Genomic DNA, 16,513 nt, shown 5'->3' with positions numbered 1-16,513 from the left:
TTAATTCACAGTAATTTGTTCTTTGATCTTCTCAAAGGTCTTGTCACCAATGCCAGAGACTTCGGTAATCTCCTCAATCGTTTGAAAAGACCCCTTACTTTCCCGATATTGAATAATATCAGCCGCCTTCTTCTCTCCAATGCCTGATATTTCTTGGAGTTGGCTGGCATCAGCAGTATTGATATTGATCTTCTCATTATCTCCCTGGCTACTTCCTGCAGTTGGGCCATCCTCAGACAAAACAGGAGTTATAGACATCAAGTCTTCCGCTCCCACTTCTTCATCCAAGGTCGGCACATAGACCACCATCTGGTCCTGGAGGCGCTGGGAGAGATTAATCCGTTTAGAATCGGCTTGGTCATTGAGCCCACCCGCCAAATCAATAGCATCAAGGACGCGGTCCCCTGCCTGGACTTGATAGAGGCCGGGTGACTTGACCGCCCCTTTGACATCCACATAGATTAAATCGTCTCCCTGCCTCTCTGAATTCCCAGCTTCGCCACCTTCCGTTTGGTCTGTCACGGACGACTCCGACTGACTATTTTCCTCTTGGCCATCTGACTCCACCAAAGCGGTTGCGGCTACTGGGGCTTGACCAGCTGGACCAAGCACCCGGTCAAAAACAAAATAAAACAAAGCAGCCACCAATAAAATCCCAGCGACCAAGGCTCCGACCAGTAATTTGCCATAGTTTTCAATAATTTCTGCAAAAGATAAGTTCTTTAAATCTTCCCACCACGCTTGCATAGCGTCACCTCTCTCTACTTATTCATCCGTAAAGAAAGCATCAGTTAACGAAAAAAGCTGACTTCAATTTCATGAAATCAGCTTGAATGCCCTATGCAGCAAAACGATAGCAAACCACCCGAGTATGCCCATAGGTTGCGTTTTTAAAGGCGTGTAAATTTCCCACGGTGTCAGGCAGGTTATCTTGACTATCTAACTCACAAACCACCGTGACTTGGTCACTGAGCCAGCCCTCTTCTTGGAACTGAAGGAGCAAATCTTCTAAATGTTGGCCCTTATAAGGTGGATCTAAGAAAACCCAGTCAAATTGTAAGTCAGGAGCCTTCTTCTGTAAAGACTTCAACTGCTTTTGGTTGTCACCTTTAAGTAAGTGGTAGCGATCTTCAAGATGGGCCTTAGCTACATTCTTAGCGATCGTTTCTTGGGCCTTACGGAAGCGTTCAAAGGCATAAACCTCATCAGCTCCCCGCGATAGAGCTTCTAATCCCAGAGCTCCGGATCCCGCGTAAAAGTCAAGGACAATCCCGCCATCTAGATATTGACCAATAATATTAAACATGGATTCCTTAATCTTATCTGTCGTGGGCCGGGTATTCGATCCTGGCACCACTTGTAGGGGAATTCCCCCAAATTCACCGGCAATAATCCGCATCTTGCCACATCCCTTCTCAATTCGCTATTCATTATAGCACAGTCATTCGCTCAGAGAGGACCGATTCATAGGCCTTTTCCGGCTATAAACAAAGAAAGACCTTGGCACTAAAGCACCAAGGTCCGCTAGAGGGAGAGTAAGATAATCTTGCACCTTTATTTAAGCAATTTAGATACTATTAACTATTCGCTTAAGGTCTAGTTAATTATTTACGACGACGGAAAGATAGAGCTGAACCAGCAGCAACTAAAGCAACACCTAAGCCAGCAACAGAACCAGCAACTACACCAGTAGCTGGTAATTTAGCGTTAGCTTTTTGAGCTTTAGCGTCTTTCTTAGCTTTGTGGTCTTTCTTAGCTTTTTCGTTAGCTACGACAACTTTAGAATCTTTGTCAGATTTCTTCTTGTCATCTTTCTTAGATTCGTTTTTCTTAGCTTTGCTGTCTTTGTTGTCTTTGTTAACTTCGCTATCTTTCTTGTCTTTGCTGTCTTTGTTCTTGTCGTCTTTTTTGCTTTCGTCTTTCTTCTTGTCGTCTTTCTTAACTTCGTCTTTTTTATCTTCTTTAGCAGGAGTTTCTGCTTTTTCAACGTAGCTGAAAGTTGGGGTCCATTTACCTGAAGCAGTTTGAACAGCATCAACATGGTTGTTTACTTGTGCTAATGCAGTACCTTCTAATTGAGAACGTTTAAGCATTGCTTCACCAATTTCGATAGCAGCTTTTTTGGTTTCTGCTTCGTATTCGTATGGTGAGTGGTTAGGATCTTCAACTGTTTTTTCTTCTGGTTGTGCTACAGCAGGGTTACCAGAAATGCTTGTAGGTACGCCATCTGCGTCTACTGGGGTTACAAATGCGTCTGCTGCGTGAGCTACAGAAGCATCAGCTGCGAATAATACACCTGCGGCTGCAGTTGTAGCAGCTGCGCCTAATAATAATTTTTTCAAGTCTTTCATAATTTATTGACCTCCCATTACAAAATTGAGTGATAGATACACTACGATATGTAATTGTTATATTTAATATTTATCTTTCTTTGCCAGTGCACTAGTAAAGAATTTCAGCCTAGTTATAAGCTGTGATTACCGTGCAAAATTTTATCACCGCTCTCCCTCATATCTCTCATTTTAACAGATATTTTTATTTTTTGTATGAATAAAGCATATAAAATTCACAATTTAATCATATTTTATAAAATTACTAAAATATGACACGATAAAAACCATTCATAGCAGGCGATTTGTATGTTTTTATGTAAATTATTAAATAAATTACATTTTTATGACAATTGTCATCATTGGGTCAACATCACTGACATTGTAAGTTTTATTATAACTTTATTTAGCTTTCCGCTAATTTTCATTTCCAAACAAATAAAAAACGCAGCAGGTTTTCTGCTACGTTGACTTGTTTATTTCGGTGGATAGATAAAGTCTTCAAACTCCTTGATGACTTTGGCGCGATCTTCTTCACCGTCTAAGGCCACTGTAAAATCCATATTAATAGTTGCTTTGGGAGAAACAGTGACTTTGATGACTTGGCGGACTTTCTTGAGTCCCTCGACGGCTTCTTCTACCTGGTCCTTATCGACATAGAGGATGGCGTATTTGCGTTCCTTATTTAGATAGTGAAGGTAGCCATAGCGTTTCAATTGCCGGGTTTTTTGAGTGGAATTCAACCAGACGACGAGTTCTTGCCGTTGGGTATATGAATTGGTCATGGCACCAGGCTCCTTTCTTTGAAGTTATTATTGTCTTATTCAGTTTCTAATTCAATGAGTAGGTCTCCGATTTCAACTTGTTCGCCTGCTTGGACAGTGACTTGGCGGACCTTGCCGGCTTTTGGTGCCTTGATCGTGGTTTCCATCTTCATAGCTTCAGTCACTAGGACCACTTGGCCAGCGCTGACATGGTCACCTTCACTGATTTCCACCTTGAGTATCGACCCGGGCATGGTTGCTGCAATATGGTTGGGATTATTGGTATCTGCCTTAGGACGACTAGCCACCACATTGGTGTAGTGGGCGTCTTGGACGGCAATTTCCCGCCGTTGACCATTCAGATCAAAGTAAATAATCCGTTGACCAGAGTGGTCGGCTTCCCCAATTTCAATCAGGCGAATGAGGAGGACCTTGCCCTTTTCAATTTCAACGGTAATGGTTTCGCCTTGCCGCATGCCATTGAAGAAGGTAGGCGTATCGACATTCGAGATGTCACTGTAACGAGCAATTTTCTCCCGGTAATCGGTGAAGACTTTAGGATACATGAGATAGCCGAGCACGTCCTTATTATCGACCTCATCGCCCAATTTTTCGCTTAAGTCTTCCTTGACTTGGTCGAAATCAACCGGTTCTAAGAGGTCACCGGGGCGTTCTTCAGTGTAGTCAGCCCCTTTGAGGATGAGGTCGCGGACATCTGCTGGAAAGCCACCTGCCGGTTGACCTAACTTGCCTTGGAAGAATTCAATCACAGAATCAGGAAAATCGATAGTCTTGCCCTTTTCATAGAAGTCTTCAATGGATAGGTCATTTTGAACCATGAAGAGGGCCATATCACCGACCACCTTAGAAGATGGAGTGACCTTAACGATATCACCAAAGAGTAAGTTGACATCGTGGTACATGACCTTGACCTCTTCCCAACGGTCTCCTAAGCCCACTGAAGCGGCTTGTTGTTGGAGGTTGGTATACTGGCCCCCTGGCATTTCGGTCCGGTAAATTTCGGTTTCTGGGGTTTTTAATCCAGAGGCGAAATCTTCATAATAGGTCCGCACACCTGACCAGTATTGGTTCATGGCTTGGGCGTTCTTCACGTTAATGTTTGGTTTGCGGTCATTGTGTTCCAAGGCATAGTAAAAACTGGTCATACTTGGTTGGCTGGTGGTTGAGGAGAAGGCTGAAGTCGCCACGTCCACAATATCAATGCCAGCCCGAATGGCTTCGGAATACATCATAATCCCGTTACCCGAGGTGTCATGGGTATGGAGGTGGATCGGCACATCGATTTTGTCTTTTAGTTCAGAAATCAAGACATAGGCTGCTTGTGGCTTCAAGAGCCCCGCCATATCCTTAATGGCAATAATGTCAGCGCCCATAGTTTGGAGTTCCTTGGCTAAGTTGACATAGTAATTAAGGTCATACTTGCTGCGGTTAGGGTCTAGGATATCCCCGCTATAGCACATGGCTGCTTCGGCAATCTTTCCAGTTTCCTTGACAAATTCCAAAGGCCGTTCAATTTGCTTGGACCAGTTCAAACTGTCAAAGATCCGAAAGACATCGATCCCCGTTTCAGCCGCTTGTTTAATAAAGGCCCGTAAGACATTATCCGGATAAGCGGTATAGCCCACCGCATTGGACCCTCGAAAGAGCATTTGCAGGAGGGTGTTAGGCATAGCCTCACGGAGCTTCTCTAACCGCACCCAAGGGTCTTCGGTTAAGAAACGATAGGCCGTATCAAAGGTCGCCCCGCCCCAGACTTCTTGGGAGAAGATGGCTGGGTTAGCCGTCTCAATTTGTTCAGCCGCCTTGAGCATGTCGCGGGTTCGCATCCGGGTCGCGATTAAGCTTTGGTGGGCATCCCGCATGGTAGTTTCAGTTAGGAGAACTTCCTTAGTGTCATGGATATAACTTTGCACTCCTGATACGCCCTCTTGATCGAGAACCTGTTTGGCGGTTGGTCGGTCTAGAGAAACATCTTCTAAATCTGGAAGATGGGCCGGACGGTAGTGGGGTTTATCCTTTTGTTGTAAGCCTGGGAAACCATTGACCGTCGTATCCCCAATATATTGGAGGATCTTATTGCCCCGGTCGCGGTTACGCTCCTTAGGGAAGTCGAAAAGTTCTGGTGTATTATCGATAAAGGTGGTGGTGGCTTGGCCACTGGTAAAGGTCGGATGGGTGAGCACATTCATTAAGAAAGGAATGTTATTGCGGACACCCCGGATCCGGTATTCTCTTAACCCCCGGACCATCTTGCGCACCGCATCTTCAAAGGTCATGGAATGGGAAACCAGCTTGGTTAAGAGAGAATCATAGTAAGGCGAAACCTCAGTGTTGGTATAACCATTCCCAGCGTCTAACCGTAGACCAAATCCACCCGGTGACCGATAAGTATTAATTTTCCCGGTATCAGGGAAGAAGTGGTAGGCAGGGTCTTCCGTCGTGATCCGACATTGGATGGAATAGCCAATCAGGGGCATGTCTTCCTGCTTAGGAATTCCAATCTCTGCTAGCGTCTTGCCCGCTGCGATTTGGATCTGAGCTTGGACAATGTCGATACCGGTTATTTCTTCACTGACCGTATGTTCCACTTGAACCCGGGGATTAACTTCAATAAAGTAGAAATCATCACCAGAAACCAGGAATTCCACAGTCCCCGCGTTAACATAGCCCACATTTTCCATCAATTGCCGAGCAGCTTCACAGATCCGTAGTCTTAAGTCATGGTCTAAGGAAACGGAAGGCGCCATTTCCACCACTTTTTGGTGACGACGCTGGATCGAACAGTCTCGTTCCCATAGGTGGACCACATTACCGGCTTGGTCACCTAATATTTGGACTTCAATATGCTTAGGGTTTTCAATGTATTTTTCCGCATAAATTTCATCGGAACCAAAGGCAGTCTTGGCTTCACTTTTGGCAGTCTGATAGGCTTCTTCCACTTCTTCGTCAGAGCGGACTACCCGCATCCCCCGGCCACCGCCACCTAGAGCGGCTTTGACTATAATCGGATAGCCAGCCTTCTTAGCAAAAGCCTTGACCTCTTCAACCGATTCCACGTCCCCTTCAGTCCCGGAAACTTCTTGGATGCCCGCCTGATGGGCAGCAGCCTTGGCCTTAATCTTGTCCCCAAACATGTCTAGGGTATCGGTATTTGGTCCAATGAAGATAATCCCCTCTTCCCGACAGCGACTAGCAAATTCTTGATTTTCAGAGAGAAAGCCATAGCCGGGATGGATGGCATCAGCCTGGGTTTCCTTAGCGATGCGGATAATATCTTCAATGTCTAAATAGGCATCAACAGGTTTCTTGCCGGCGCCAACCAGGTAGGATTCATCAGCCTTAAAACGGTGGACACTGGTTTCATCTTCACGGGCGAAGATAGCCACAGTTTCAATGCCTAATTCATAGCAGGCCCGAAAGACCCGAATCGCAATCTCGCCACGGTTGGCGACTAAGACTTTTTTAATCATAATATTCCCTCCGTTAATGCTTGAATTAGCTTTGCCTATGAAAGCGGTTATAATAGTCTCATTATAACACAAGCAATTAAGAAAACTGTTGAGCAAGCATCATCCGGCGGTTACGGTAGTCAATGGCTAGGGCCAATCCTACCATAATTCCAGTCGTCATGATTGAGGAACCCCCGTAGGAAATAAAGGGGAAGGTCACCCCAGTAATGGGGATAAGACCAGTAATCCCGCCCAGGTTGACAATGGCCTGGCTGAGGAAATAGAAACCCACGCCAATCATGACCAATTGGTAGAAGTTATTTTGAATTTTCTTGGCCCGGTAAAAAATATAGAAGGTGAGATAGAAATAAAGGGCTAAGATTACAAAGAGGCCGATAAAGCCGTACTCTTCACCGATGATCGCCATGATAAAGTCGGTATGGGCTTCAGGCAGGTAGCCGGTCTTTTGGATACTGTTGCCCGGTCCTTGACCCAGTAAGCCCCCCATGGCTAAGGCATAGAAGGAATTAACTAATTGCAGTCCCGAAGTCTTGGCGACTTTGAAGGGATCAGTAAAGGAAATAAAGCGCTGGATCCGGTAGTTGACGTCCCCTGAACCCGAAAAATCGAAGAGGTTCAAAAGCCCTATCACGAGGACATAGGCTAAGGCGCCTAGTCCCAGGGTTCTAAGGGTATACTTACTGGAAATGCCTGAAGCTAGGGTCATGCCCCCTAAGATTAAGCCTAATAAGAGGACTCCCCCAGTATCTGGGAAAGTGAGGACCAGCCCCAGCCAGAAAAATAAGGCCAAAGGAAGGACCAGGTTAGCCTTCACCGTCTTAAAGAAGCCCTTATTCAAGATCGCCAAGCGGTGGCGGTCTAGGTAGTCGGCCCAGAGCAGAATCATCACGGGCTTAAGAAATTCGACCGGTTGAATCGAAATCGGCCCCAAAATAATCCAGCCCTTGGCCCCATTAATGGCTGGCATCAGGAAACGCACCACCAGGAGAAGAACTGTCATCACTAAGAGCAAGCCACTTCTGAACTTGGGTTTTCTGAAGTAATCAGGCTTAAAACGATAAGTCACCAAGCCAACAACTGTCCCAATGAAGGCAAAAACAACCTGGCGGACAATATAAGTGGTGGCCGATTCATAGCCGGTTTCTTGGAGGGACCGGTAACTGGAAGCCGAAAAGACCCCAATCAGACCGAGCACTAGCAAGAGAAAACTAGGAATCAGGATATGCTGGTTTAAACCCCAGGAAAAGTTTTGAAAAATCGGATGGGAAAACTTGGCTTTTTTTCTGGCTTTTTTACTTTTTTTATTGGATTTTGCTTGGCTAGCCTTGCCTTGACTAGCTGAATGAATCAATCGCATCAAAACGCTCCTCATCAATTTAAGATCTTACGTTTTTTATTTTTGAATACTTATTATAGAAAATTAGTTTTTTATAAATTTGTTTTGAGCAGTAGTGGCGCTTTGAAAGTTGGGCCTTAGCCATGGACTAGCAAGCGATGTGAATTAGGGGGCGTAGGCCCAAGCCGTACGAACCCTTTGAAGCTCGCTAGGTGAGAGACCTCGGCTCGAACCGGTGCCATGGCTCTTCAAGGCCTAACTTTCAAAAGCAGAACGAATGCTTATCAACTCTATTTATAAAAGATTTATTGCTGACCTATTTTTCAATTATAGCATAGCTAACATGAAAAATAATGAGACCAAAAGAAAAAGGCCAAGACAAAAGTCTCAACCTTTATTCGACTAGTCCGCTTCAACCAGCATCCTTAGTCATTTTTCTTTTTACGTTTATTGTAACGGGCCCGTTCGCTCTTGTTCAGGATTTGTTTACGGAGACGCACATTTTCTGGAGTTACTTCACAGTATTCATCGTCATCCATAAATTCAAGCGATTGTTCCAGGTTTAGGATCCGTGGTGCCTTGATGGTAGCGGTTTGGTCCTTGGTAGCTGAACGAACGTTAGTTAAGTTCTTAGAACGAACAATATTCACGTCAATGTCCGCTTCACGGGAATTTTCTCCAACAATCATGCCTTCATAGACTTCGGTCCCCGGTTCAACAAAGATGGTCCCGCGGTCTTCAACCTGCATGATCCCATAAGTGGTAGCCTTACCAGTTTCGGTAGAAACTAAGGCCCCATTACGACGGCCACCGATTTCTTCCTTAATCACAGCTTGGTATTGTTCAAAGGTATGGTTTAAGATTCCGTAACCATGGGTCATTTGCACAAATTCAGTCGAGTAACCAATCATTCCCCGGGAAGGCACTAAGTACTCTAAACGCGCGGTTCCCCGTCCAGTGTTTTCCATATTACGCATGGTCCCGTGGCGTTCATTTAAGGATTGAATCACGGCACCTTGGTATTCTTCTGGCGTATCGATTTGTACGGCTTCAAAGGGTTCACATTCTACTCCGTCAATAACCTTGCGGATAACTTTTGGCCGCGATACTTGAAGTTCAAAGCCTTCACGACGCATATTTTCAATCAAGATGGACAGGTGGAGTTCCCCACGACCAGAAACGACCCATTGGTCTGGTTGATCGGTATCTTCAACCCGTAAGGAAACGTCGGTGTGAAGTTCATATTTCAACCGTTCTTCAATCTTACGTGCGGTCACCTTATCCCCTTCACGACCAGCAAATGGTGAGTCGTTGGTTAAGAAGGTCATTTGTAGGGTTGGTTCATCGATGTGTAAGGCTGGTAGGGTTTCTTGAACTTCAGTATCAGTCACGGTTTCACCCACGTAGATGTCTTCCATCCCAGAAACGGCAATGATGTCGCCGGCCTTGGCTTCATCGATTTCAATCCGGTCTAAACCGAGATAACCGAATAATTTAGTGACCCGGAAGTTCTTTTGACTACCGTCTAACTTGTTTAAGGTCACGGTATCGCCCACTCGGATGGTTCCACGGAAGACCCGGCCCACTCCGATACGACCTACATAGTCATTATAATCGAGCATGCAGACTTGAAATTGGAGGGGTTCATCTTCATTATCTTCTGGGGCAGGAATGTTTTCCAGAATACTATCAAAGAGCGGGTCCATGGTTTTTTCTTGTTTTTCAGGATCTGGAGCCAAGCTTGAAGTCCCGTTCACAGCGGAAGCATAAACGACGGGGAATTCAATTTGACTCTCATCCGCCCCTAGTTCAATGAAGAGGTCTAAGACTTCGTCAACCACTTCCAGGGGACGGGCTGCAGGTTTATCAATTTTATTGACCACAACCACGGCTGGTTTACCTGCTTCGAAGGCCTTTTGTAAGACGAAGCGGGTTTGAGGCATGGTCCCTTCAAAGGCGTCCACCACTAAAACCACGCCATCCACCATGGTCATAATCCGTTCCACTTCACCACCGAAGTCGGCGTGGCCTGGAGTATCCATGATGTTAATCCGGGTGCCCTTATAATTCACCGCGGTATTCTTGGCTAAGATAGTAATTCCGCGTTCACGTTCAATCGCATTGGAATCCATGGCACGGTCAGCCAGCTGGGTACGCTCATCCAGTGTATCTGATTCTTCTAAGAGTTGGTTCACCAACGTTGTCTTCCCGTGGTCAACGTGAGCAATAATTGCGACGTTACGAATATCATTGCGATTTCCCATTATTTTAATTCCTCCAAACAAAATAATAATGAACTTGTTTTGATTTTCTGTTAATGCTTTTGGTTTTTACAGACGATTCATTGTAACACTCATCTGTCTAAAATCCTAGTTTTTTTATCAGTTGGGAAAAAACAGCATTTCTCAACCTGCCTGCGGTCAAGCAAAAGCAAATTTTTCAACCGATGGACAAGAGCGACTCCCCTAATCGCCTTCCTGCACTGAGCGTTCATAGAGGTCACGGAAGGTTTGATAGGCGCTAGGATAGGCAATCACAGAAGCATTGGCCTGCATGAGATTAAGGGCTTGACCATCGAGCTGGGTCAGTTTCAAAGGACTTTCATTGACTAGGGCCACCCCTGCCGCTAAATCCCAAGGCTTGAGGGCTAAGGCGGCATATAGGGACAATTCCCCTTTTAAGACATTGAGGATTTCCAAACCCGCACTGCCGTTGTAGCGAATTCCTAGGGATTGACTGACCAGGTCTTTAGCGTGGTAGCGGTCATCGAGTAAGATTTGCCGGTTAAGGGCGATCAGACTCTCACTGATAGCTAAGTCGTCATAAGGGACTTGGTAGGGTTGACCATTGCGTTGGATCCCTTGCCCCTTAACAGCTGAAAAATAGTCGTCATTCATCACATCATAGATGGCGCCAAGTTGGACATCCCCGTCCAAGGCAAAGGCCACCATAATAGCAAAGTGGTTATGCTGGCAGACAAAATTTGTGGTCCCATCAATGGGGTCAATGATCCAGACTGGTCCTTCCAAGCTGTCAATCTGGCCTTGCCCCCCCTCTTCACCTAAGATCTTATCTTGAGAAAAGTGGGCCTTAATCTGACTGCGGATAAATTTTTCGGTCGATTGATCGAGATTAGTCACTAGGTCTTTAGGATTGGACTTGGTTTGAACGATCAAGGGATTCTTCAAGCCTTCATGAATCTGATCAGCAGCTTGGTAAATCCACTGTCTCACCAATTGGGCACGTTTATTTAAATCCAAAAGATTACCTCCTTTAATATAGATAGTTTCCATTTAATCCTGTCCTACACTCTTTATGCTAGACTTAAAAGAGTGAAAAACTTTAAGGCATTTTTATCGTTTTACTGGATTCTTGCTGGGCTTTCTTCACAGTAGGATAGAGCTCATAGCCAGACGCTTGGGCAAATTCCTTGGCTAATTGTTTTTCTTCCATCTTACTTGGTATAATTTTCTTAAAGCCCTTGTACTTGTCGAGAAACTCCTGGCGGTCAATACCGCCTTCATAAGCCGCCTCCAAGGCAACCCATAAAGCAATCACATCAGCAATCTCTTGACTAGAACATTCAAAGGGAAAGGGATACGAATAAGCTTTCATGTTTATTTCCTCTCTTAATATTAACTATATTTATTATAGCAAACAAAAACAGCTAATAAAGAAATAGAGTGCGATAAGCGCACCAGAAGGCAAGACCACTGGAAGAAAATGGCGTAAGAATTCTCAAAGAGAATTTGTCGTCATTTTCTGAAGTGGACGCTTGCCTGGCGCTTGGAGCAGGTTTGAATAGAGTGTGACAGTCACACCAAAGGACGAAACCACTGGAGAAAACTGTCATAAGCTCAGCAAGGCTGAGCGTTGGCAGTTTTTGAAGTGGACGTTCGTCCTGTGACTGGAACACGTTTTGATAGAGTGCGACAGTCACAACAATGAGCAAACATTCCTCAAACATTCCTATTAAAGAAGTTTGGAACTTTAATACCAGCCATAAAGTCATTAATAAAGGAGCATTACTATGCGTTTAGATAAATTTATTGCCAATTTTACCCTCTATAGCCGTAAAGAAGTCAAAAAGTTAATCAAGGCCAAACGGATTACAGTGAACGATTCTATTGCCAGCCGACCAGAAATGCAAATTGACGAAGAGGCCGATACCATTAGTCTGGACGGTCAATGGATCGGATATGAACCCTACATTTACTACCTGCTCAATAAACCGCAAAATTGTCTGTCTACTACCCGTCCCGGTCCCACAGAGATTGTGACGGATTTCCTTCCAGCCAACGAAGTTGAGATTTACCAACCCTTTCCCGTGGGACGCTTAGATAAGGATACCGAGGGCCTTCTCCTTCTGACTAATGACGGCGACTTCGCCCATGACCTCCTCTCACCCAAGAAATTAGTCAGCAAGGAGTACTATGCTGAGATTGAAGGTATTGTGACTGAAAAGGATGTCGAAGCTTTCGCTAAAGGCTTAACCATCGACCAAGGCGTCCACTGTGCCCCTAGTCAGCTAGATATCTTGGCCACTGATCCAGCCAAGGGCCGATCGGAAATCACCGTGACCTTGACAGAGGGCAAGTACCACCAGGTCAAGCGCATGTTTCAAGCGGTCGGAAAAGAGGTTATCTACCTACAACGCTTTCGAATCGGTTCGCTCTACTTGCCTGAAGAACTCGAGCTCGGTACTGCCTTTAAACTCCTCCCTGAGGAAGCCCAGTTAGCTCTACAAAACGAGACGAAGTAAATCAATCTATCCATATCAAATAAAAAACTCCTCATTACCACTCTGGCTCTAAATCAATAGAGTCCTTAAGCAAGCATTGAGGAGTTTTTATCTGTCATTTTATCCGGCAAACTTCAACCGCTTAGCTAGGCGTGACAGGAGGAAGCAGGTAATCCAATAGAGGAAGGTCATCGCCACAAAAATTGGAATCACATAAGAGGTCTCCTGACCATAGATAATCCGGGCATTATGGGTCAGCTCTGGCAAGGAAATCACCGTTGCTAAGCTGGTGTCCTTAATGAGAGCAATCAGCTGACTGACAATGGACGGTAGCATGGACCGGATCGCTTGGGGTAGGATAATTAAAATAATCACCTGACCACGGGTGAAGCCAGTTGAAAGCCCCGCCTCCATTTGCCCCTTAGGCACGGCATTCATCCCACCACGAATAATTTCTGAAATCATGCAAGACTCAAAGATGGTCATCGCTGCCACCGCTGCCCAAAAGATATTCAAGCGCAGGCCGATTTGTGGTAAGGCAAAATAAGTAAAAAATATAATTAATAGCAAGGGTAAATTACGGATGGTATCAACAACTAAGCCTACTCCCTTGGCTATAAAAGGAAGCTTGAGGTAACGAATGACTCCTAAGAACGTCCCTAAGAGTAAGCTCAAAAGGATGGTTATCCCGGTGACCTTCAAAGTCACCCATAAGCCTTCTAATAGAAAGGAAATATTTACCCAAGAAAAAGCATCAGAAAAATTCATGATTATCCCTCCTAGTTACTCAAGTACCGTTCCAGATACTGCATCAAGGCAGTCAGTGGTATGGTTAACACTAAGTAGAACAAAGCCACTAAGATATAAGAATCAAAGGTATTAAAGGTTTCGCTAGCAATCAAATCCCCAAAATACATCAAGTCTAGCCCAGCAACCATAGCCAAGATACTCGAGTTCTTCACTAGGTTAATGAACTGGTTGCCTAATGGTGGGATCACAATGCGAACGGCTTGGGGGAAGATAATGTAGACCATGGTCTCAGTCGCGGTGAAACCTTGAGATAGTCCCGCCTCCATTTGTCCATGGGGAACGGCTTCAATCCCCGACCTCACCACATCAGCAATAAAAGCCGAGGTATAGATAGTGAGACCAATTAAACCAGCAGTAAAGCCATTTAATTTCACCCAATATAAGGGCACCACCACGTAGAAGAACATTACAATAATTAACAAGGGAATATTGCGGAAAAATTCCACATAGATGTCTCCTAGCATCCGTAGGCCCTTATGATGGCTGGTTTGCATAATCCCCACCAAACTCCCGATAACTAAGGAGAAAACTAAGGCTAAGACACTGACCATGATGGTATTCTTAAAACCGAGGAACAATTCACTGGAATAGTTATTCAATAATTGAAACATTTTACTCCCCCTCCTTCACGTCATTAGCAATAGACGCTTCTTGGGCCTGGTCGCCAAACCACTTCTTGAAAATGGCTTGATAGCTGCCATCTGCAACCATGTCTTTTAAGCCCTGATTGATGGCTTGGCGGAAGTCATCTTGACCTTTATTGACAGCAATCCCATAAGGCTCTCGGGTAAAGGTAGATCCCGCAATATGGTAGTCAGGATTTTCCTTACTGATCCCCAAAAGAATAGCATTATCAGTGGTCATAGCTTGGCCTTGACCAGATTTCAGAGCAGTGAAGGCTTCCGAATAATTTTCCAATTCCAAGACCTTGGCCTCAGGGGCGTGTTCCTTAATTCTTTGTGCTGAAGTAGACCCCTTAACCGCAAGAACCGTATGGTCAGGTCCCAGGTCCTCTACCCCCTTAAGCTTGGCATCTGGACCTACTAAGAGGGCTTGCCCGGCATTAAAATAAATATCAGAAAAATCAACCTGTTTTTTTCGCTCTTCAGAAATGGTCATCGTGGCAATAATAGCATCGATATTGGCATTTTTGAGTAATGGAATCCGGGTTTTGGAGGTCACTTCGACAAATTCTGCTTGAGCATTGGGGCCAGCGATCCGCTTAGTCAGTTCCTTAGCGATATCAATATCAAAGCCCTCAACTTCTCCTTTTTCAATGTTGTAAAAGCCGAATAAATTGGTATCCACCTTGACTCCCCAACGAATCTTAGGGGCTTGGTCAGTTTGCAAGCGGTCCATAATATTTTTCTCACTCACAGATTTCCCACAGGCACTGAGCAAACACAGCAGGCCTGTCAGGGCGAGGAGCAAGAGCTTTTTACCTGGATTTTTCATGGTAGTCCCTCCTTTTATAAGCCTTCAAGGGAGGAGATAAAGTCACGCGCCCGTCGCGATTTTGGTTGACTGAAGAATTCCTCACTCGGACGATCTTCGACAATTTCACCCGCCTCCATAAAGATGGTCCGGGTTGAGACATGGCGGGCAAAGCGCATTTCGTGGGTAACCACCACCATGGTCATTTGATCACGTTGGGCAATGCCTTGCATAACTTCTAAGACTTCACCGACCATTTCTGGGTCCAGGGCTGAAGTGGGTTCATCGAAAAGCAAGACCTTAGGCTTCATAGCCAGGCCCCGAGCAATGGCCACTCTTTGCTTTTGACCACCAGAGAGTTGGCTTGGATAAGAATCCCGCTTATCCCACATATTCACGCGTTTGAGTAGCCGCTCTGCACGCTCATAGGCTTCTTCTTTGGTCTTTCCAATGACCTTAATCGGTGCCAGGGTCACATTCTCCATAACGGTCATATGCGGATACAATTCAAAGTGTTGGAAGACCATGCCAAAGTCACGGCGAATTTGACGGATATTGGTTTTAGGATCAGCAATATCCTCGCCATCACAATAGAGATGACCACTAGAAATTTCTTCCAGGCCATTAATACACCGCAAAAGGGTCGACTTACCAGACCCAGACGGCCCAATCAAGGTGACCACCTCTCCCTCAGCAATGCCAAGGTTAATATCTTTTAAGGCATGAAAATCACCGTAATACTTTTCCACATCTTTAAATTCAATGATCATTTTTCTCACTCCAATCCTGCGATAATCAAATATGTTATATTTTCTAACATATTTGTTATGGTTGTTTATATTTTACGTATTTACTTCTGAATTGTCAAACTATTTTCCATAGAAATTTAAGGGTTCTTTATTATTTATTAATAAAATAAGTTATTAGCTAATTATTCCAAGAAAAACCGGTTTTTATGTGTTACTTTTTTTAACAATTTTCAGCTAAAAAGCGCATTAAAAAAGACCGCATGTTAGCTTGCGGTCTTCTCTATCAAGTCTAATCCTTTAGTTTTTTAACAGCTTTGATTCTTTGACTAAGATCCTTAAGACCTGTTGACCGGCCATAATAATCTCATAAAGGGGGCGCACATCTTCCGATACCCGGCCTAAAGTTCTTAAATAAATTTCACCATCACCCGCTAAACACAGGTGGAAATAGCCGGTGTGGACCCGGTTAAGCCGGTTAATTTCATCTAAGGCCTCGCCTCGTTGGTTATAGTCCTTCACATAGGCTAGCTTACTGTAGGTAATTTGATAATCTACCGCCGGGTCTTCCTTACTGTCGATAATGATGGCTACAGGGATAACCTCCCTATCCGGCAGCTGCATTCCCATCCGGAAGAGTTTCTGTCCACCCTCCAGCTTAGATTCTTCAACCGGAACGCCTCCTTTTAAGGCATAGTCCTTAAATTTATCAGTAATTTTACTCATAGCGACACTCCATCCTAGTCTTTTTCCTTAGTATGGCTAAGAAATCCCTAAAGTGCAAGTCATAGATCATTGATTAGTCACATATTAGCTAATAAAAAAAGCTCTTGCCGGAGCAAGAGCCTTTCTTGTATTATT

General features: G+C 44.8%; 15 protein-coding genes. 1 reads left to right on the top strand and 14 read right to left on the bottom strand.

The annotated features are described in order from the left end of the window. The 9 genes from DBT50_RS02230 to DBT50_RS02190 all read right to left on the bottom strand — a co-directional run bounded on the left by DBT50_RS02230 (position 1) and on the right by DBT50_RS02190 (position 11,536). Positions 1–747 (bottom strand): helix-hairpin-helix domain-containing protein, encoded by a 747-nt coding sequence (locus tag DBT50_RS02230; RefSeq protein WP_111851817.1) that lies wholly within the window; start codon positions 745–747, stop codon positions 1–3. 91 nt (positions 748–838) lie between these two features. Further along, a complete protein-coding gene (gene rsmD / locus DBT50_RS02225; protein WP_224785036.1) occupies positions 839–1,420 on the bottom strand; it encodes a 16S rRNA (guanine(966)-N(2))-methyltransferase RsmD in 582 nt (193 codons plus the stop codon). A gap of 184 nt (positions 1,421–1,604) precedes the next feature. Beyond that, complete coding sequence (locus tag DBT50_RS02220) at positions 1,605–2,351, bottom strand: LPXTG cell wall anchor domain-containing protein (protein WP_111853065.1); 747 nt, start codon at positions 2,349–2,351, stop codon at positions 1,605–1,607. Positions 2,352–2,806: 455 nt separating this feature from the next. Beyond that, positions 2,807–3,115 (bottom strand): YlbG family protein, encoded by a 309-nt coding sequence (locus tag DBT50_RS02215; RefSeq protein WP_111851820.1) that lies wholly within the window; start codon positions 3,113–3,115, stop codon positions 2,807–2,809. A 35-nt stretch (positions 3,116–3,150) separates the two neighbouring features. Then, the gene (locus DBT50_RS02210) at positions 3,151–6,582 is read right to left on the bottom strand and encodes a pyruvate carboxylase (protein ID WP_111851926.1); all 3,432 of its coding nucleotides are present in this window, start codon (positions 6,580–6,582) and stop codon (positions 3,151–3,153) included. 79 nt (positions 6,583–6,661) lie between these two features. Then, positions 6,662–7,942 (bottom strand): FtsW/RodA/SpoVE family cell cycle protein, encoded by a 1,281-nt coding sequence (locus tag DBT50_RS02205; protein ID WP_181566047.1) that lies wholly within the window; start codon positions 7,940–7,942, stop codon positions 6,662–6,664. Positions 7,943–8,346: 404 nt separating this feature from the next. Next, on the bottom strand, positions 8,347–10,185 hold the full coding sequence (gene typA / locus DBT50_RS02200; protein WP_111821348.1) for a translational GTPase TypA: 1,839 nt from the start codon (positions 10,183–10,185) through the stop codon (positions 8,347–8,349). 201 nt (positions 10,186–10,386) lie between these two features. After that, a complete protein-coding gene (locus tag DBT50_RS02195; RefSeq protein WP_111851928.1) occupies positions 10,387–11,181 on the bottom strand; it encodes an inositol monophosphatase family protein in 795 nt (264 codons plus the stop codon). 82 nt (positions 11,182–11,263) lie between these two features. After that, positions 11,264–11,536 (bottom strand): UPF0223 family protein, encoded by a 273-nt coding sequence (locus DBT50_RS02190; RefSeq protein WP_064293536.1) that lies wholly within the window; start codon positions 11,534–11,536, stop codon positions 11,264–11,266. 415 nt (positions 11,537–11,951) lie between these two features. On the opposite strand from DBT50_RS02190, the gene DBT50_RS02185 reads away from it, so the two are divergent. After that, positions 11,952–12,683 (top strand): pseudouridine synthase, encoded by a 732-nt coding sequence (locus DBT50_RS02185; RefSeq protein WP_111851822.1) that lies wholly within the window; start codon positions 11,952–11,954, stop codon positions 12,681–12,683. A 99-nt stretch (positions 12,684–12,782) separates the two neighbouring features. On the opposite strand, the gene DBT50_RS02180 is transcribed toward DBT50_RS02185, so the two are convergent. The 5 genes from DBT50_RS02180 to DBT50_RS02160 form a co-directional block, all read right to left on the bottom strand. Continuing rightward, positions 12,783–13,430: an amino acid ABC transporter permease gene (locus tag DBT50_RS02180; RefSeq protein ID WP_013670079.1), complete on the bottom strand. Its 648-nt coding sequence runs from the start codon at positions 13,428–13,430 to the stop codon at positions 12,783–12,785. A gap of 11 nt (positions 13,431–13,441) precedes the next feature. Further along, a complete protein-coding gene (locus DBT50_RS02175) occupies positions 13,442–14,083 on the bottom strand; it encodes an amino acid ABC transporter permease (protein WP_111851823.1) in 642 nt (213 codons plus the stop codon). 1 nt (position 14,084) lies between these two features. Next, the gene (locus DBT50_RS02170) at positions 14,085–14,927 is read right to left on the bottom strand and encodes a glutamate ABC transporter substrate-binding protein (RefSeq protein WP_111851824.1); all 843 of its coding nucleotides are present in this window, start codon (positions 14,925–14,927) and stop codon (positions 14,085–14,087) included. Positions 14,928–14,941: 14 nt separating this feature from the next. Next, a complete protein-coding gene (locus tag DBT50_RS02165) occupies positions 14,942–15,676 on the bottom strand; it encodes an amino acid ABC transporter ATP-binding protein (protein ID WP_013669549.1) in 735 nt (244 codons plus the stop codon). Between the two features lie 276 nt (positions 15,677–15,952). Then, the gene (locus DBT50_RS02160) at positions 15,953–16,378 is read right to left on the bottom strand and encodes a hypothetical protein (protein WP_111851825.1); all 426 of its coding nucleotides are present in this window, start codon (positions 16,376–16,378) and stop codon (positions 15,953–15,955) included. Positions 16,379–16,513: the final 135 nt, after the last annotated feature.

The organism is Aerococcus tenax, assembly GCF_003286645.3.
Classification (GTDB): Bacteria; Bacillota; Bacilli; order Lactobacillales; family Aerococcaceae; genus Aerococcus; species Aerococcus tenax.
The sequence above is the reverse complement of the archived record's forward strand: the minus strand, read 5'-3'. Positions and strand labels throughout refer to the sequence as shown.